The organism is Mongoliitalea daihaiensis, assembly GCF_021596945.1.
In the GTDB taxonomy this organism is placed as follows: Bacteria; Bacteroidota; Bacteroidia; order Cytophagales; family Cyclobacteriaceae; genus Mongoliitalea; species Mongoliitalea daihaiensis.
In genome coordinates this window covers 2,297,283-2,315,963 of the sequence record NZ_CP063779.1, presented here as the reverse complement: position 1 = coordinate 2,315,963, position 18,681 = coordinate 2,297,283, and the positions used below count along the sequence as shown (strand labels likewise).

Annotated in this window: 14 protein-coding genes; all 14 read right to left on the bottom strand. The window is 39.5% G+C overall.

Annotated features, from left to right (window positions below; translation table 11 throughout):
• Window positions 1-33 precede the first annotated feature (33 nt).
• Window positions 34-741, bottom strand: a complete 708-nt coding sequence (locus tag IPZ59_RS09875) for a sulfite exporter TauE/SafE family protein (protein ID WP_236139682.1) — start codon at window positions 739-741, stop codon at window positions 34-36.
• Window positions 741-1,166, bottom strand: a complete 426-nt coding sequence (locus IPZ59_RS09870) for a FixH family protein (RefSeq protein ID WP_236139681.1) — start codon at window positions 1,164-1,166, stop codon at window positions 741-743. Before IPZ59_RS09870 ends, IPZ59_RS09875 begins: the two co-directional genes overlap by 1 nt.
• Window positions 1,167-1,587: 421 nt before the next feature.
• Window positions 1,588-3,000 carry a cytochrome c oxidase accessory protein CcoG gene (gene ccoG, locus IPZ59_RS09865; protein ID WP_236139680.1) on the bottom strand — a complete coding sequence of 471 codons (1,413 nt, stop codon included), beginning with the start codon at window positions 2,998-3,000 and terminating at the stop codon, window positions 1,588-1,590.
• A gap of 100 nt (window positions 3,001-3,100) precedes the next feature.
• A complete protein-coding gene (locus IPZ59_RS09860; RefSeq protein WP_236139679.1) occupies window positions 3,101-4,027 on the bottom strand; it encodes a cbb3-type cytochrome c oxidase N-terminal domain-containing protein in 927 nt (308 codons plus the stop codon).
• Window positions 4,014-4,205: a cbb3-type cytochrome c oxidase subunit 3 gene (locus IPZ59_RS09855; protein ID WP_236139678.1), complete on the bottom strand. Its 192-nt coding sequence runs from the start codon at window positions 4,203-4,205 to the stop codon at window positions 4,014-4,016. Before IPZ59_RS09855 ends, IPZ59_RS09860 begins: the two co-directional genes overlap by 14 nt.
• Before the next feature lie 11 nt (window positions 4,206-4,216).
• Window positions 4,217-6,349 (bottom strand): cytochrome-c oxidase, cbb3-type subunit I, encoded by a 2,133-nt coding sequence (ccoN, locus tag IPZ59_RS09850; protein WP_236139677.1) that lies wholly within the window; start codon window positions 6,347-6,349, stop codon window positions 4,217-4,219.
• A 2-nt stretch (window positions 6,350-6,351) separates the two neighbouring features.
• A complete protein-coding gene (ccoS, locus tag IPZ59_RS09845) occupies window positions 6,352-6,534 on the bottom strand; it encodes a cbb3-type cytochrome oxidase assembly protein CcoS (RefSeq protein WP_236139676.1) in 183 nt (60 codons plus the stop codon).
• 2 nt (window positions 6,535-6,536) lie between these two features.
• The gene (locus tag IPZ59_RS09840; protein ID WP_236139675.1) at window positions 6,537-8,975 is read right to left on the bottom strand and encodes a heavy metal translocating P-type ATPase; all 2,439 of its coding nucleotides are present in this window, start codon (window positions 8,973-8,975) and stop codon (window positions 6,537-6,539) included.
• Between the two features lie 56 nt (window positions 8,976-9,031).
• Window positions 9,032-9,667, bottom strand: a complete 636-nt coding sequence (locus IPZ59_RS09835) for a hypothetical protein (RefSeq protein WP_236139674.1) — start codon at window positions 9,665-9,667, stop codon at window positions 9,032-9,034.
• Between the two features lie 167 nt (window positions 9,668-9,834).
• Window positions 9,835-13,275 (bottom strand): hypothetical protein, encoded by a 3,441-nt coding sequence (locus IPZ59_RS09830; protein WP_236139673.1) that lies wholly within the window; start codon window positions 13,273-13,275, stop codon window positions 9,835-9,837.
• 97 nt (window positions 13,276-13,372) lie between these two features.
• The gene (locus IPZ59_RS09825) at window positions 13,373-17,089 is read right to left on the bottom strand and encodes a sensor histidine kinase (RefSeq protein ID WP_236139672.1); all 3,717 of its coding nucleotides are present in this window, start codon (window positions 17,087-17,089) and stop codon (window positions 13,373-13,375) included.
• Window positions 17,090-17,138: 49 nt separating this feature from the next.
• Window positions 17,139-17,402 carry a hypothetical protein gene (locus IPZ59_RS09820; protein ID WP_236139671.1) on the bottom strand — a complete coding sequence of 88 codons (264 nt, stop codon included), beginning with the start codon at window positions 17,400-17,402 and terminating at the stop codon, window positions 17,139-17,141.
• An 11-nt stretch (window positions 17,403-17,413) separates the two neighbouring features.
• The gene (locus tag IPZ59_RS09815; protein ID WP_236139670.1) at window positions 17,414-17,965 is read right to left on the bottom strand and encodes a DUF420 domain-containing protein; all 552 of its coding nucleotides are present in this window, start codon (window positions 17,963-17,965) and stop codon (window positions 17,414-17,416) included.
• A complete protein-coding gene (locus IPZ59_RS09810) occupies window positions 17,955-18,617 on the bottom strand; it encodes an SCO family protein (RefSeq protein WP_236139669.1) in 663 nt (220 codons plus the stop codon). The genes IPZ59_RS09815 and IPZ59_RS09810 overlap by 11 nt, the downstream gene beginning before the upstream one ends.
• Between the last annotated feature and the right edge of the window lie 64 nt (window positions 18,618-18,681).

Sequence of the window (18,681 nt, the reverse complement as noted above, 5' to 3'; positions counted from 1 at the left end):
CACTAAAAAAGCCCTGAGAAATTGGGGCTTTTTTTAATCCCCATGACACACCGTCATCTCCGTAACTGTTCCATCAACCTCCACTACAGGCGGCTTAGGACTCCATTGATTACCAACCCCTAGACCTCGGACGATAAACAAAATACCAATAAACATGGCAAAATAAGGAACACTCCGCACAAAGCGTTCCCGCCACACTAAGGGGAGGACCTTACCGGATAACATCACTGCCAGTAACATGGGGATTGTGCCTATCCCAAAAAAGAACATGTACAGAGCGCCTTCCCAAGGACTCTGCAAAGCCAAAGAGGCAATCAGGGCAATGTATACCATACCACAGGGCAGTAATCCATTGAGCAAACCCGAAGCAAAAAATGCTTGTGTTCCTCCCCTTTTTAGGAAAAAACCAAGCTTAGATTTCAGTTGATTGACCAAACCAAACAAGCCAGATTGGGTGATATAGCGCTCAGATCGCTTGTAAAAAAATGCCATCAGCAAAATGAGCACTCCCATCCCTATGGATATCCACTGTTGGATGCCCGCTAAAGCCAAAGAAAATCCTACCAAGCCTATCACTGCACCAAGCGCAGCATAGGTAAGAGTTCTCCCAAGATTATAGATAATTTTATTGGCAATAAACCGGGAGTTATCCTTGGCCGAAACAGCCAAAGCGATGGGGCCACACATACCTAAGCAGTGAAAAGACCCAAAAAACCCCAGTAAAAATGCCGTCCAGATCATCAGATGTTTATTTTTTTCTCCAGATAATACGAAGTTTCGTCCTCCACCCAAGTCATTTTGATCTTCCAGTAACCAGGCTTCAACTCACTCAAATTGATGGCATTGGCTTCATCATCCTGAATATCGAAATCCAACTTTTGATCCAATCGTGCATCGGATGGTCTAAATAAATGTAAAGTACCTTTGGAGCCTTTTGGAAGATTTAGTTCTATCAACCGACGCTGTGCATCATATGCCATTGCCTCGTAGTCCAATTGATTAGCATTAATCATTTTATCAATCTGATCCTGATATTTGATTTCCTCCTCGTAATAATTTTGCGTAACTAAGTGTATGTCATCCTGACGCACACAAATCACCACCATGCTGATAATTATCCCAGCAAAAGCAGTTAATGTTAATATGATTCCTTTTCCCCAGTCCATTGGTATAGTGAGTTAGTGATTAGTGATTGGTTTATTGAGTGATTAGTTGTTAGATGTTAGATGTCAACAGTCCACTGTGGACGGTCAACAGTTTCGTTAGTGGTTGAAATACGATTATTCTTTTTTATTTCCTGAATCCCTTCTTGGTTCTTCGTACTTGGTACTTGGTACATCTTAGTGATTGGTTTATTGAGTTATTGTTGGTTGAGCGGAGCCGAAGCCAGTGGTTAGAGGTCCTCGGTCCACTGTCGACAGTCAACGGTTTCGTTAGTGGTTGAAATACGGTTATTCTTTTTTTTACATGATTCCTTAATTAGTTCTTGGTACACTCTTACATCTTGCCTCTTGATTCTTGATTCTCGCTTCTAAACTCTCGCATCTCGCTTCTCGTTTCTAAACTCTCGCATCTCGTCTCTCGCTTCTACCTAACCGGTGCTACAAAGCTCGTCTCAATCCTGTCAATTACTTCTCCATTTTGTAAGAGTAAGAGCACGACATCCTCCTGGTTTCTATTGATTTTTTGCTGATCTTTTACCAAGAAGAACCTTCCTTCAAATTTCGCTTGTCCTCCCAAGTGCCAGTTTTGGTCTCCGATCACTTCAACTAGAAAGTCATTGTCTTCCGTTTGAATTTCCACCACTTGATCTTTGAAGGTTTTATTGATAAATGTCACCTCATACAAATTACTGACCTGACCACCTTCTCTTTCTTGATAGGTCATCCCTCTGAATCGAGTAACAGTTGCATGTAGGTCTTCTCGGGTTGCCAACAAGGTAATAAAGGCTCCTATCAGTACTACCAACACAGCAACATACCCGAGGACTCTTGGGGTAATCAGCTTTTGTGTTTTTTCAATGACACTATTATCAGAGGCATAGCGAATCAGCCCTTTGGGTCTTTCTACTTTCACCATCACCTCATCGCATACATCGATACAAGCAGTACAGTTGACACATTCCATCTGAACTCCATTGCGGATATCTATTCCAGTTGGGCATACTTGCACACAAAGTCCGCAATCAATACAATCTCCCTTGGGTTGTTCTTCCACTTTATTTTTTCGTATCATCCCTCTAGGTTCGCCTCGAACGTGGTCATAGGTTACATTGATGGAGTTGGCATCAAGTAATACTCCCTGCAAACGCCCATAAGGACACACTACAATACAAGCTTGCTCTCTAAACCATGAAAACACGAATAAGAACACACCAGTAAATGCCATCAACCCAATAAAGCCTGCCATGTGTTCGCTAGGTGGCTGGGATACAATTTCTTTGACTTGATCAATGCCAATAAGATAGGCCATCACCAAATGTGCAATTACCAAGGAAATCAATGTGAAAATAGACATCTTCAGTCCTTTTTTCCAGATTTTTTCTCCATTCCATGGCATTTCATTTAGTTTTCGTTGCTGATTAGCATCTCCTTCGATCAAATACTCGATTTTTCGAAAAACCATCTCCATAAATAAGGTTTGAGGACAGGCCCATCCACAAAATATACGCCCAAAAACAGCTGTAAAGAGAATGATAAAGACAAAGAATATCAATAACAAAAAGATCAAAATATGCGTATCCTGAGGCCAAAAAGCAGCCCCAAATATGATGAATTTCCGCTCAAAAATATTGAAAAGCATGTATGGTCTCCCATCTACAATGATAAATGGGCCAATAAACAAGATAGCGAGCAACACCCAAGAAAGATAGGTTCTCCATTGGTAGAACTTACCGCTTACTTTTTTGGGGTAAATCCAGTTACGCTTCCCCTCGGCACTGACCGTACCTAAGGAATCTCTGAATTTTTCGGGGTCAAGACTCGGATTAATTTTGCTCATGATAAACTGGTGTAATATTTAAATTGTCTCAGTTGTGGTGGTGTGGGACAATTAGGGATCCCGATGGCACTACTTGGCCATCGGGATACTTTGTATGGTATCAGATAGCTTCAGCAATTGCCTCGTCTGATACCACTTCTGCTTCTTCCTCAGCGGCTGGTCTATACAGCTCTCCTTCGGGAGCTTTAGGATTTGCCGGTGTAGTTCCTACCAAGGTTTTGATATAGCTTGATACCTGTTGCATTTCTTCTGGACTCAGTTGGTCTTGCCAAGGAATCATCCCTTTGGCAGGTACACCATATTTCACGATGCGGAAGATATCATTGATACTTCCTCCATGAATCCAGTACTCATCTGTAAAGTTAGGTCCAACTCCTCCTCCACCATCTGCTGCGTGACAGGCTGCACAGTTGGCCGAATAGATGCTTTTACCAGCTGCTAGCGCTGCTGCACTTTCGTCAAACTCCACATTGGTTTCATCAATCAAATTAGCAAGTGTTGCTTTGTATGCCTCTATCTTGATAGCCGCCACTCGCTGCTCTTCTGCATATTCCTCTAATTGAGTTTTTCCAAGTCCTAAAACACTGTAGTACGTAAAGTAAACAACCGCAAAAGCAATGGTGATGTAAAATACATTTGCTAACCATGGAGGCATGTGATTATCCAATTCTACAATACCGTCATAAGAGTGATCTAGCATCAATTCTTTTTCTTCTTTGCCTCCTACCGGCTTCATTTTACCTACGATGTACTTGAGTTTAAACTCATCCCACCATGTAGGTTGCGCAGCTAATGCAGGGTTTTCTTTCTTGAATACGGCCACCATAAAACTCATAAGGTAGATCATCAATACGAGTAGGAGCACGATTACAAAAAGTACTACCCCCATAATCACTAAGAGAGTTGCTTGGCTGGAATCAAGGCTTTGCAAATTAGACACCCAGTTCATCTCACTGGTCTGTGCTGATGCCGGGAGCGCACTCGCTAACCCAAGCATCATGATAAGAAGGAATTTAAACTTTTTCATAGTCGCTGTTCTTTTCTGGTTCATCACTGAAAGGCATGTCTTTCATGTAATTGATATATTTCTTATCTGTTGTTATCACCCATATAAACATGCCTGCAAAGAAGATCACAAAGATCAAGAGGGAGATGATCGGATATATTTCTATGTTTTCGATAGAATTCAAAAGGTCCTTTTTCATAGCTCAGTTATTTAGGGGTTAGAAGCGGTTGTCTTTTTGATGTCAGTACCCAAGCGCTGTAAGTAGGCAATCAAAGCCACAATTTCAGACTCTGGCATGACTGCAATTCCTGACTCTTTCAGATTCTTCACAATACCATCTGCTTGCACCATCAAGTCGGCATTTGCTTCCTCTTCATAACCATCTGGATAAGGAACCCCCAGCTTTCTAAGTGTATTTATTTTAGCAGGAACAATGGAGTGATCCATGATATTGTCTGCCATCCATGGATATGGAGGCATCAAAGAGCCTGGAGACATGCTGGTAGGGTCTACCATGTGGTTGTAATGCCAGCTATCTGGATACTTACCACCCACTCTGTGTAGATCTGGACCTGTTCGCTTAGAACCCCATAAGAATGGTCTGTCATACACAAACTCGCCAGCTTTAGAATACTCTCCATAACGCTCTGTTTCAGAACGGAACGGACGGATCATCTGAGAGTGACAGCCTACACAACCATGAGAGATATACAAATCTCTACCTTGCAATTCCAACGGAGTATAAGGTTCTACACTAGCTATTGTCGGCACGTTGGACTTCACCAAAATTGTTGGGATAATCTCCACAGCACCACCTATCAAGATAGCTATCGTTGCCAATACGGTAAAGAAAACTGGTTTTCTTTCCCATGCTCTGTGCCAAAACTCACCATCATGCGCCACATGAGGCTTCAATGCAGGCGCTTCATCAGCTTCCTCAGCCATAAATGTTCCTTGCTTGGCAGTCTTGATCATGTTATATACCATCAAGAATACACCTGACAAGTATAATAACCCGCCAAAAGCTCTCAACATATACATCGGGACAATTTGAATCACGGTCTGAAGGAAGTTAGGATAAGCCAATCTACCTGCTTCTGTGAATTCTTTCCACATCAAAGACTGCGTCAAAGCTGCCACATACATCGGAAGTGCGTAGAAAATGATCCCCAAGGTACCCATCCAAAAGTGAGTAGTCGCCAATTTATTGGAATACAAATTGGTTTTCCACATTTTAGGCCATAACCAGTATAACATCGCAAAGGTGAAGAAACCATTCCAGCCCAAACCACCGATGTGCACGTGTGCTACGATCCAGTCAGTATAGTGAGCAATGGCATTCACATTTTTAAGAGAAAGCATAGGACCTTCGAAGGTCGCCATACCGTATGCCGTCACAGCAACCACCATGAATTTCAATACAGGATCTACACGTACTTTATCCCAAGCACCTCTTAAGGTTAGGAGACCATTCACCATACCACCCCAAGATGGAGCAATCAACATGACGGAGAATACCACACCCAAAATCTGAGCCCATTCAGGCAAAGAGGTATATAACAAGTGGTGAGGTCCTGCCCAGATATACAAGAAAATCAAGGACCAGAAGTGAATAATCGAGAGTTTGTACGAATAAACCGGTCTATTAGCGGCTTTTGGAAGGTAATAATACATCAAACCCAAGAATGGAGTAGTCAAGAAGAATGCTACCGCATTGTGTCCATACCACCACTGTACCAAGGCATCCTGCACCCCTGCATAAGCAGAGTAACTTTTGAAAAAGCTAACCGGCAAAGCCAAGGAATTAAATATATGGAGAACTGCTACTGTAACAAAGGATGCCAAGTAAAACCAAATGGCTACATACATGTGCTTCTCTCTTCTTTTGATCAGAGAACCAATCATGTTTGCACCAAAAGCTACCCATACTACTGCAATCAATATATCAATTGGCCACTCCAACTCCGCATACTCTTTGGAACTGGTAATTCCCAAAGGCAGGGTAACTGCTGCCAATAAAATAATTAATTGCCAACCCCAAAAGTGAAACCAGCTCAAAGCTTTGCTCCACATAGGTGTTTTGAGCAATCTTGGCATGGAATAGTAAATTCCTGCAAAAATTGCGTTACCCACAAAGGCAAAAATGACAGCATTGGTGTGCAATGGCCTGATTCTACCAAATGTGGTGTAGGGATTCCCCATGTTGGCTTCGGGTAAAAATAGCTGGGTAGCAGCTATCACCCCAACCAACATTCCGACGATGCCCCATGCTATGGTGGCTACGCCAAAGTACTTAACAATTGTGTTATCGTACTTAAACTGTTCCAGAGTTGTTCCTGACATACTTACTTCGATTTTGTTGATGGTACTTCTTTATTTTTATTGTTTGGTTTATTCTCAAATAAAATCCTGATCGCAGGCGTATGATTATCATCAAACTGTCCTCCTTTCATTGCTCTAAAAAAGAGGAAAAGAAAGGTTCCTGCGAGGATAAGACTGATGGCTATGAGCACAAAGATTACTTCCATGATTACCAGATTTTTGGTTTAAGCCCACGTTTGTAAGCTAGATAATTAGTCGTAACCGTGGTAAACACTACCACAGAAATGCTGGATATCGGCATCAAAATCGCACAGAATACCGGGCTGACTAGGCCCTGCACAGCGAAAAAGACTCCAAAGACATTGTATGTAAAGCTTAGGCCGAAACTGGCTTTGATAATATTTCTACTGGTCTTAGCGAATTGCAAAAACCGAGGTAACTTCTGCACCATGGAGGCATCCATGATCGCATCAGAAGCTGGAGAGAAATTAGTGATATTATCCGTCAAAGCGATCCCTACCTGACTTTCCTGTAGAGCCCCCGCATCATTGAGGCCATCTCCTACCATCAACGTCTGCACACCTGACTGATTGAGTTGCTGTATGTAGGTCAATTTATCTTTCGGACTTTGATTGAAATTCATCAGCACATCTTGCCCAAACGTTTGTTGGAGATTCTCTCGCTCATGATCTTGGTCCCCAGATAGCAAATGGACTTTCGCTTGACCCTGTATCTCAGATACTACCTCCGCAATTCCCTCTCTCAATCCAGAAAGAATATAGAAATACCCTAGCACTTGTTCTTCAATTGCAAGGAACACCAAATTACCTCCACTAGGTAAGTTCTTAGTATTCGCCCCTACAAATACCGCCGAACCTAAACGAATTTGCTGTCCTTTGTAGATGGTTTGCAGTCCTTTGCCAGTCAATTCCAACACCTGTTCCAATGAAGTTGCTGTCACTCCTTCGAGCCAAGAATTGATGCGATTACTCAAAGCATGCGTAGACTGGGAGACCATCCCCTTGATCAAGGATTGTGTCTCAGGGGAAAGTGACTCACCTGAATACGTGACCGAAGCCTTACCAGGATCCGTCAATGTTCCTGTTTTGTCAAAAACGACTGTGTCCACACGAGCCAAACGTTCGATCACTTGAGCATTTTTCAAATAAAACTTACCCTGTCCAAAAACTCGAAGCGTATTCCCCAAAGTAAATGGCGTAGACATGGCCAAAGCACACGGACAAGTAATGATCAATACAGAGGTAAATGCCAACACTGCAGTAGAAACTTGCCCCGCATAAGCCCAATAGGCAAATGCTAAGAGTGCGATAAAAATTACTATAAATGTAAACTTCCCAGAAATGCGGTTAGCTAAGGATGCCAAATCTTGAATTTTATCCTTTTCAAAACTCTCATTGTTCCAAAGATCCGTCAAATACCCTTGGGAAGGTGATTTTTGGACAGTCAAAGTCAAGGCATTGCCCTTTTGTCTTCCCCCCGCATAGATCAACTCCCCTTTTTGCTTCGAAATGGGCACTTCTTCACCTGTCACAAAACTATAATCAATGGTTGCCTCCCCTTCCAATAAAATGCTGTCTGCCGGAATTAATTCCTCGTTTCTTACCTTGATGATATCTCCAACCTGAAGTTTGATCAATGGAATCACCTCTTCCCGATTTCTCACCACTTTAGTGACTGCGATAGGAAAGTAAGATTTATAATCTCTATCAAAAGATAGGGTATCGTAGGTTTTTTGTTGATAATATTTCCCTATCAAAAGGAAGAATAACAATCCACCCAAGGTGTCCATGTATCCTTCATTGCCTAAGTATAAAATATCAAAGAGACTGTAGATAAACAAGGTAACAATCCCAATCGCTATGGGCACATCCATATTCACGGCCCTATTCTTGACTGAAAGCCAGGCCGAACGATAGTAATCTGTAGCAGCGTAGAAAAATACCGGTAATGCCAAGAATACATTGAGGTAATTAAATGTCTTTTTGAAACCTTCACCCAAAAGTTCCGCTTCCGAGAAATACTCCGGTAAGGAAAATAACATCATATTACCGAAGCAAAAACCAGCAACCGCTAGTTTTTTAATCAACTTTTTATCCGAGATTTCCGGCTTCTTTTTATCAGAATCAGCCAAATTGATGGATGGTTCATAGCCAATTTTAGAAAGAAGTTGAACGACCTCTTTCAGGTTTATTTGGTCACTATTATATTTTACCTGAACTTTTTTCTTAATAAAATCTACGCGACCCGACACTATACCGGAGTGTAGTTTGTGAAGATTTTCCAATAACCAAATGCAGGATGCACAATGAATCAAAGGGATAAAAAAAGTAATGTGAATTTCCTGTTGATTTTTAAAGTCTACTAGCTTATCGATGATATCTGCATCATCCAAATAGTCAAACCGATTATCTTTTCCTTGATTAGATTTTTGACTAATTCCAGGTGTGTCAGCAATATCGTAATAGCTGCAAAGTTCACTTTCAGAGAGCACTTCGTACACCAATTTACAACCCGAACAGCAAAACTCTTTTCCATCGAAATGGAGAATTTCGCTTGTGCATTGCTCGCCACAGTGAAAACAGGCTTGATGTTCGGTAATCGGTTTCAATCGTACTGGGTTACTCATTTCATCTAATTTATAAATTTTTGTTTCAAAAAAATGACTTTTGTCATACTTTTATTTTAGAAAGATAGATAAAATGCCAAACGATCATACCACATACCTCCTTTGTAAAAATGGAAAAGAACCTTTGCTAAATCAGATTGGTAATTTTTTGTTGTGACTAATAGCGTACACTGATGTTTAACCGCATAAGACCAAAAATCTCCGATACGTGAGAAGTTAAATTTGATGAAGGAGGTCTCCTCCGTTGATGCGGTGACTAATTGAACAATCTCTTGCTCTTCTTTTAATTTAGATTTTGGAATGAAAGAAGGTGAAATAATTGTTGCCCGACTGTTTTTGATATTATTTTGAAATAGCTGGATGAAATTACGAATAAGTTTGGCTGAAGCAGGAGTGCCGTCATAATGAAAAAGTAAACGATCCATTGACAAATGCTTATCATACAAAAGAACTGGAATTTGACAAGGTTCTTCCTCCAATGACTTGGGATGATCATGCTGATGCAACCAATCCAAGACTTCTGGCAGATGAACGGTAAATAAAGTAGGGTCATGTTGAGGGCTACAAGCAAGTGAGTCCTCACCCGTCAATAAGTGGTTAGAAAACCCTTCCGGTAATTTTTCGCAGTAGTGGGTAGAGATAATCTCCTCAGGCACTACAAACTTCATCTTATGATCTACTTTTCCCTGCATAACAAAAATATTTATTTACAAATCTAAAAGTTGGATTGCTGAAAGAAGGTGATATTAACAAGGTTAAAACATGATAAATATCATGTTTGATACTAATAAAAAAATACTAAAGTCAGCAGTTTGAGATTGGTTGATACTCAAAAATATACAGTTGATACTTCTTTTAGTTAAAATAAGGCAGTAACCTGCATTCTGCCTATGTGTACCAATCGATTGAGCCCTTGAGAATTTCTTCCCTCATAGACTACATTCATTTGCAATCCTTCCCCTATTTTTTGGAGCCAATTAAACGACCATGTTACATTATTTCCCGGTGTCAATGCTTGCAACATTTCATATCCAACAGGGGTATTTGGCTGACCATTGTAATCAATGTACACATACTTCAATTGGGTATTGATAGTGGTTTTGATAGCTTTGGCATACCTCAAGTCCAATGAAACTTCATTTAATTTAGATCGTTCATTAATCTCGAGATTCGCTCTATTTTCTTTCGCTGTGTACTGATATAAAACGGTAGTTCTGAAAAATGAATTGGGTTGCCAAGCAAATTCTGGAGCAATAGCTTGTTGTTGTACATTAAAATTCCGATTATCCAAGAAGTCTGAATCAGCTACCCGCACCCCACTGAGCAGCATCAAGCGCGCATTCAGCTGCTGCCCAAAACTGGTACGTGTGTTTAATCGCAAATCTTGTTGTTTCAAATCATCAAAACCTCCCGCCAACAATTGCTTATTTTGACTATCAAAAATGGAAAAATCAAATCCATATTTGGCGGATGCCCTATTGAAGAAAAAACTCGAACGAATCACCTGACGGACTGATATCAAATCCTCAGGAGCAAAAGAACCTGCCAAAGGATTGATTCGATCCCAAAAAGCATCTGAAGTTATTTTCTTTTCGATGCTGACACTTGTCGTATTGGAAAACTTCTGAGCAAACTTCTTCAATCCCTGCTCTTTTCTCCATGTATCTGGAAATTTGGCATTGACTCGGTAATTGAAAATAGTCGTATAGGCCTGAACAAATTCAGCAGTAGGTACAAATATTTTGATAAAGTTCTTTTCCTCTGGATTAATGGCAATGAAAAACTCATTCAACTGCTGAATACCATCTCCATTATCATCTCTCCATGTATGCGTCCCTTCTCCTGTCGGGACGGGTAAGAAAATAAATTCTCTTCGAAACTCACGCCCATTTCCTAAGGCATAACTTAACTCATTGCGAATATTTCCCTTCCAAAAATTACCCAAATAATCCACCTTACCCAAAACGGTAGTTTCTCTTTCGTTGTCAAGCCGAAGAAAAGCCAACTCCCGATAAGTAAAACTAGCACTCAGGTCATGCGAACCAAAACGCCTTTTTAAACCAAACATAGACTGGAAAGCTTCCGTATCTGACTCCAGTATTCCAGCAACTGGAAATTTATCTTCTCTAAAGGACGTATTGATAAAAAATGAATAAGTCAATGTGTCATTACTTTTTAAGTAAAACAAATGCTCCTGAAAATTCATTGCCGTGCTGATAACTGAATCTCTTTCAACATTCCTAACAGCATTTTGATCCAACATAAACCGGTAGCCAGGCACTAGGACTTTTGAACGATAGCTTACATCTCCCGTGTAACGAAGCCATTGTGAGTTTAAATCTCTCACATCAGAATCCAGGTAAAAAAGCTCATTTTTCAAGATCAGTCGAGACCCTACCTCTTGATTCCATGTTGCCAAATGCTGTACTCCTGACTGAATTACTCCTCTATTCCTCCAATTGAAACGGTATTTCATCACATTATTTGCATCCTTAGCGATGCCAAACTCTGTATTGAAAATCCGCTCATGCCCCGCCAACAGCATGTCCTCTGCACTTAAACTCCAATCCCGGTCAAATTCTATGTATCGAAGCCGGTCGATGAAACTGAAGTGGGAAGAATTGTACTCGAATTCAGTCAAAGAGCTCAAGCGATAACCCTTTAACTTTTCTATGGGTCGATTTTCCGACAGAAACCCTGACTTGATACCTAAACCTCTATTTTCCTCATTATCAATGGTCGAAAAGAGGTTTCTATCCGCATTGGAAAAAGCGACCTCTGTGTATACTTGCTCATAGGAACTCAATTTATAGCGTGACCCTACTGTAAATAGTTGATTTTTATTGGGCGCCGGCAACTGTGTTACGATTGAAAAATTACCCTGAGGCATCCCGTTGATTCGAGGTCTAAAAACAAAAACCTGTCCATTAGCCAACTGTTGCTCCCGGACATAGTCTCCATTTCCTTGGCCTACCTCTGAAAAGCTGAGGGCAAAAAACGCCTCCGCTGGATTTGTAGAATATTCAAAGAAATCAAACAGATTTCCTTGTCCATCTGTACTTTGCACTCTTCTATACAAAATTCTATTGGGATCAAATGCCACGGAGTCAATGCGCGGCACGAGTGCATTCTCGACATTATTCCCAACAGAAGCCAATAGTCTACGCTCATTTTCAGTAAAGTCGAAAAACAAAGGCCTATTTCGGTTGTCTTGCTCCCGATAAAAATTCATATAAAAGGTGAGCTTTTCAGACTCTTGAATATGGTTGACCGCCAAAATAGATCGTTGAAAATTGCGCTCAGCAAACTCATAATCAATCCGAACCCTAGAGTACTTTGTAATTAATACTTTGGGCGTAAAGGTGATTTCTCCTTGATTATAATCAATCACATAGTCATAATTAAATCCCCTTTGCAGTTGCACCCCATCCAGAAATACACGCTCTGAATTTGCCATAATAATCACAAATCGCTCATTGCTTGGCCCTTGAATACGATAAGGGCCTAAGGTCCCTTCTTGAATCTCAAGTTCAATAGAGGCGAATCTACCTTTTGCCACAGAAGCTGCAGCTTGAGTAGATGCTTTCCAGCGGTCGCCTAAGGTGTACTGCGTAGTAAGTTGTACTCCTTGCACGTTTTTATAGTATCTTAAAAATTCCGATTTCCTTTGCTGCAATACTACATCCCCTGCTGCTAAATTGAACTGATCATTGTACAACTCAACCAATACATTGTCAAAATCTTGGAGTTGCTGGGTATTCCCTTCGGGCTGAAAAGGTACATTTTGATCAGAAATACTGGCTCGAATATTCAGATTTTCCGCCAACTCACCACTCATCTGTAGATTCAGAGATGAATTGACAAAAAGATTTTGTGTATTGCCAAAAGACACACCTCGGGTAAGATTTCCTGACTTGGTCAAGTTGGAGGAAGAAAATAACTCTTCTCGGAAATCAAAGGAAGAACTGGCTGCCACCCTTCTATCCTTAAATTGCGCCATCGAGTCATAATCCACCATCAGCGTACGCTTAGCAAATGGCTGGTGAAAGGCTAAAGGGAAGGTCCGGTAACAGAATTCCAACGAATCAGGTGCTGATAACCCGATCAATAATTGAATGTAACCTGTCTGCAATTCATAGCTAAAGGGATATCTCGTCCCTTCCACATCTCTTACTATGATCGTCTCTTCCACCACAGATAAACTATCCAGTAAAAAACCCTCTTGAAACACTTCTTTTGGTATCCATTTACAGGTAATTTCCTGTGCCATGCTAGTACCAATCCCTAGCACGAGTATCATAAAACAGAAAAAAACCTTTGAATCAATCATGAATACATTCGTTGTATTCCCTAAGTTACAATTTTTGAACAATCAACAATCCTCAACATATACTGCCTTATGTTTCTCTATTGACACAAGGAAAACTCAGATAAAATATTGTCCCCTTACCTTCCCCAGTTTCAAACCAAATTTTTCCACCGATAGTCTCTGTACCCCTTTTAGCAATCGCTAGCCCTAGGCCCGAGCCTTCACTCTTGGTACTAAAATTGGGAATAAATATCTTGTCTTTCAAAGAATCAGGAATTCCCTTACCATTATCTTCTACAGAAAGGACTGCATCGCTATGATCTTTATATAGTCGCAATCGAATTACAGGTTTTTTTCTACCATCTACTGCCTGAATTCCATTGATAATCAAATTAGAAATAATCCTTCCCACTAATTGATCATCACCTTTAATTTCAACTACATCCATAGAGCTTTCATCAGCAAAGTAAATTGCTCCCTTTTCTCTCGACTTAAACAATTCAATGGTATCACTGATTACTTTTTTGAAATTCACGATTTCATTTTTAGGCAAAGGCATTTTAGCAAAGGTAGAAAATGAAGTAGCAATATCACTGAGTGTATCTACCTGATGAATTAAAGTTTCAATCGGGCGCTTGAGCATGGATGGATCATCCAATTTATTATCTGCCTGCAATCGTAACAAGTGTTGCAAAGTCAGCTTCATCGGTGTCAGTGGATTTTTGATCTCATGCGCTACCTGCTTAGCCATCTCTCTCCATGCCGATTCTTTTTCAGTTTCAGAAAGTACTTTTTTACTTGCTTCAAGTTTAAAGAGCATATTATTGTACTCATTTACCAACAATCCAATTTCATCTCTTGAAGGCCAATACATGGGCTCATTATCCTCTAAACCTGTCATTTTTAATTTTTGCGTCAGCAATTTAAAAGGATGGGTAATCTGCTTGGATACAAAATAGGATACGAACAAGAAAATGATAAAAATTAAAACAAAAATGTTGATGATATTACTCAATACATCTGCAATTAACCGATCAAGTTCTTCTTCGCTTTCAAAAAAGGGAACTGAAATAATGGCTTGGATAGTTTCACCATCAGAACTTCTAATCGCAGCATACACTGATTTAAAATTCAATCCACCAACATGTTCCTTGATCAATGCAACGTTATTTGCTTTCTCGACAATCTCTACGATTGCTTGAGGATTGATTTTCCGGGAAATAATACGCTTATCAAAAATTGTTGGCTGAGAACTATATAGCATGGTACCTGAAGCCCCATACACATTAATTTCAGTATTTGAAGTCGCAGATAGGGTATTAACAGCTTCCGGGAACTCATCTCTCGCGGAAATCCCTGCCTCCTGACGTTCGAGCACTGTGGTCAGATTATCCCTTAAAATAGTCACTTTCTCTAGGTACTGCCGATCAAGCTCCTCTTGATACGAATTGGACAACAAACCAATGATAATGACGGAAATAATCAAAATTGGAAAGAAAAAAGCAAAATTCAGATACATCTGAAGCTTGGTGGCAAAATTAAAATCAACCTTACCTAAACCTTTGAAAAGTGCATAGGCAAACATACTGATCAATGTCAATAGAATAAAGGAAATAAAAAATAAAGAAATGTCGGCCAGAATGTAATATATGGGGTAATTTGGAGAAGACACAACGACTGTTTTTGTCCCATCCTGAACACCTAAATGGTGATAACCATTTCTGTGAATTCCCCGAGCAAATAATTCTGGATCTTGCATGCTCTTTTCAAATGTAGCCATCCTGTAGTTAAAAACCCCAACAGTGTATTGAAGCTCTCCTTCAACCAACACAGCATAATCATACGATTGCTCGTTGAAAAAATTTGAATATCGGTTATCCAGCAAAAGCTTGGGGAATACAGCGCTAGGCAGGACTCGTAACTGTTGCATTTCCAAATAGACTGTACCAATAAGGTTGCCCTCTCTAAAAAGAGGAACAAACGCAGTATAAAACTTATTCAAAAATTCCCCGCCGGAGATACTAGGCATGTACAAATCTCTGACAGAAGTTACAAAATCACTTTTCACATAGGACACCCTCAGATCTTGAAGAGTAGAAATATCCTCCCGATTTAAAATATTATCTCCGTTAGTATTAAATACCTTAACCTTGATGGCGTATTGATCAAAGTAATTGGGAAGATGAATTCTTCTTATTTTTCGCTCAATCGCTTCTTTTGGCTGAAAGGGGTCTGTAATAGCAGCCCTAATGAATAAATCCTCACGGATTTTTTCCATCACATCCGCAAGTAAAAACTCGGCCATGAGGTCATTCTCCAAGAGTTGCTGACTCCCAAACCGTTCTTTAGATTCTATTTCTCTTTCCAAGTATACTTCATAAGAAGCTATACCAGTAATTAATCCTGCGATCAGGCATCCAAAGAAAAATGTCAAAAAGGTGGACAAACCTATTCTTTGAACATTCTGAAATAGTTGAAATCCAATAACAGAAACTAAAAAAAATAAATGCACGAAGACTAAAATAGCCCAAATCCAATTTACCCAAAGCAAGAAAATATTTAGGGGAATAAAGAGCAATAAAAGAAGCTGAATAGCTTTCCCTTTTTGAAAGGATTGTTCATCCATAATTACTTTCAACCCATATAAATTAAAAAGCAAATAGATAGACGCCCCAAAAAATATTATTAGGAGAGAAAGTCCCTTAAATAAATCAAATGAAGGAAGGCTTAAAATATTTAAATCCCATTGAGAGTTTGTTAAAATATTGACATACAAACTATAAAAGAGCGCAAGGAAAAAAAAAGAAAGTATATATGCTAAAATTAATTTTAACCAATGCGGAAAATTAGTGTCGGACATTAAGACCAAAAAACTAAAATTTGGAAAGGCTAAAATTTTAAGTACCATTCCAAAGACCAACATTACAGCAAGCATATTTAAAAGTAAATCCCCTAAGCTTGGGTTAACCCAAGAGGAAGCATATTGGACAGAATCAAAAAGCGCAAAATCAAAAAAATCTTTAGGGAAACTCAAGCTAAGCATGGCGCCTCTGACAGCAACTAAAATCAAAAGAGTATACAACACTGCTTTCCAAGAGTGTCCCTTACGCCACAACATGCGCACTAAATCATTCGATAAAATGGCCACTAGCGCTAATAGGGAAAAAAAGAAAACCAACACAGGCAGATTTCTTGATTCTCCTATAGACCGGTAGTTTTCCTGAAAAGACACATAAAACAATACATCATTCTTCAATCCTAAAATAGGAATCCCTCGATCACTTTGTTCACTAACAATTACGAAATCCTCCGAACCAAAAACCTCTTGGTTATATCCCGAAGGCAAGTAATCATTCTGTACAACCGAATTGAGTATCAATGGATACACTTGAAGGAGCCAAAAAGAGCGTTCGTTTCTTGAGAACCTTCGCAGCTTACTAAAAAAAATACCTTCCCTTGTTTCCAAAATGGAGGGATTCACACTTACTTGTATATTCTCAAAATCAGGTATAAATGTAAACTCAGACCAATACAGGAGCTCACCGTTATCAGAAAATATATAATATGGATGATTGGAATTTATAGATAGACTAGTGAAATTTACATCATCATCAGGCCTATTTTTCATTAAAAGATCAATAAAGTCCAAATCAAAAGCAGCTTCTACGGCCTGGATTTTTTGAGAAATTGGCTGGGCAAATCTTTTGGCAGGATCGGAAGAGGAAAAATCTACCAAAAAAACCAACAATAAACCAATCGATAAAACGGCAAAAGTATAGAGTAAACGTTTGGTTCGGGTATTCATGGACTAAATGTAAAAAAGCAAAGTTTAGATTCAAACTTTGCTTTCTCTTTTAAAATTTATCTCCGTGAAAAACATATCTCGTCTTCCGCTTTTTGGCATTTTTGTACCAAAGTAAACCGATGATGAGCGCTATAGTGTATGGGGCTGCCAACAGGTAAAGAATCCCCATATTTAGACCAGCACCAACGGTGGTATCTCCATTGCTAACATTATTTTCCACAGTGGCTCTACACATGGCACATTGTGCAAATGCAGAGACTTGAATAAACAAGAAAGCAATGGCCAAAAAAACTCCTCTTTTCAAACGCTTCATACTTCAATTAATTAAAAGGTGTAATACGGACTTATCATTAAGTACACCAAAACTCCCGTAATGGTTACATATAACCATATTGGATAAGCAAATTTAACGATTTTTTTGTGTTGATCACGCTTATCCATGTAACCGTAATAATATGCCAATAAAATTGGGAACAAGGCGACAGCCGCAAGGATGATATGGGTGATCAGAATGAAGTAGTATACTGGTCTGATCCAGCCCTCTCCACCAAAAGTTGTGCTTTCAGCAGTAGCATGATAAATTACATAAGAAACCAAGAAAATAGCCCCCAGTCCAAATGCTGTTGTCATAGCTGTTCGATGCAACTGAATATTCCCATTCTTAATAAATACAATAGCTAAAATCAACGCTAGAGTAGCGGCTGAATTGATGACTGCATTTAAGTGAGGCAAAAAGAAAACCCATTCAGAAGCTACATCAATTTTAGAAGGCATAAATAATAAAATAGCCACTACCACTGGTACCGCAGTAGCTATAACTGTTATCCATTTTAAGATCCCTTTATCCTCGGATTCGAAGGTTATTTTATTTTCCATGTAACAGGATTTTTGTTTCTACTATTAATCTATCAACTTCTTCTCTGGTAGTACCACTATAATAGCCTCTTATTCTGCCAAATTCATCCACCAATACAAATTTGTCACTGTGAACAAAATCATCCGGTACTCCATAGCCGTCAAAGGTTGGCAATACAAATCCACATCTAGCTAACCGATACGTCTCTTCCTTATCCCCTGAAAGAAAGTGCCATTTAGGAGAGGCCATGTGCTTTTGAGCATAACTCTCCAAGACCTCTTTTGTGTCAAAATCCGGATCTATTGAAATGGAATAAATCTGAACATTTGGATTATCTTTAAATGCATCGTCTACACGCTCCATTTCGGATGACATCACAGGACAAATACTTGGGCATGAAGTAAAGAAGAAATCAACAATTGTGATTTTCCCCTCCATTTCAAATCTCCCAACTTGCAAACCTTTATTGGATGTAAAGGTAAAGTCAGGAATTACATGCTGAATACTGTCAGGGTAATTACACTCCTGAAAAGCATCTTCTACACCATATTGATACAAAACCGGTATATCAAATTGATTATTTCCAAAAGTCTTCAAAAAGACTATAATCATAACCGGTATTAATAATATACATAACAGGACAAGACCCTGTAAAATTCGTAACCCTTTCATAACTTCTTTGAATAGTAAACAAAAAAATAGGCTAAAGTTCTCACCCTAACCTATTTTTTTTATG

What these genes read in the sequence shown, in the direction of transcription:
- IPZ59_RS09830 (WP_236139673.1), bottom strand. Translation starts at nt 13,275, where the DNA reads ATGATACTCGTGCTAGGGATTGGTACTAGCATGGCACAGGAAATTACC.
- IPZ59_RS09875 (WP_236139682.1), bottom strand. Translation starts at nt 741, where the DNA reads ATGATCTGGACGGCATTTTTACTGGGGTTTTTTGGGTCTTTTCACTGC.
- IPZ59_RS09815 (WP_236139670.1), bottom strand. Translation starts at nt 17,965, where the DNA reads ATGGAAAATAAAATAACCTTCGAATCCGAGGATAAAGGGATCTTAAAA.
- ccoN (WP_236139677.1), bottom strand. Translation starts at nt 6,349, where the DNA reads ATGTCAGGAACAACTCTGGAACAGTTTAAGTACGATAACACAATTGTT.
- IPZ59_RS09820 (WP_236139671.1), bottom strand. Translation starts at nt 17,402, where the DNA reads ATGAAGCGTTTGAAAAGAGGAGTTTTTTTGGCCATTGCTTTCTTGTTT.
- IPZ59_RS09860 (WP_236139679.1), bottom strand. Translation starts at nt 4,027, where the DNA reads ATGAAAAAGTTTAAATTCCTTCTTATCATGATGCTTGGGTTAGCGAGT.
- IPZ59_RS09855 (WP_236139678.1), bottom strand. Translation starts at nt 4,205, where the DNA reads ATGAAAAAGGACCTTTTGAATTCTATCGAAAACATAGAAATATATCCG.
- IPZ59_RS09825 (WP_236139672.1), bottom strand. Translation starts at nt 17,089, where the DNA reads ATGAATACCCGAACCAAACGTTTACTCTATACTTTTGCCGTTTTATCG.
- IPZ59_RS09810 (WP_236139669.1), bottom strand. Translation starts at nt 18,617, where the DNA reads ATGAAAGGGTTACGAATTTTACAGGGTCTTGTCCTGTTATGTATATTA.
- ccoG (WP_236139680.1), bottom strand. Translation starts at nt 3,000, where the DNA reads ATGAGCAAAATTAATCCGAGTCTTGACCCCGAAAAATTCAGAGATTCC.
- IPZ59_RS09840 (WP_236139675.1), bottom strand. Translation starts at nt 8,975, where the DNA reads ATGAGTAACCCAGTACGATTGAAACCGATTACCGAACATCAAGCCTGT.
- IPZ59_RS09835 (WP_236139674.1), bottom strand. Translation starts at nt 9,667, where the DNA reads ATGCAGGGAAAAGTAGATCATAAGATGAAGTTTGTAGTGCCTGAGGAG.
- IPZ59_RS09870 (WP_236139681.1), bottom strand. Translation starts at nt 1,166, where the DNA reads ATGGACTGGGGAAAAGGAATCATATTAACATTAACTGCTTTTGCTGGG.
- ccoS (WP_236139676.1), bottom strand. Translation starts at nt 6,534, where the DNA reads ATGGAAGTAATCTTTGTGCTCATAGCCATCAGTCTTATCCTCGCAGGA.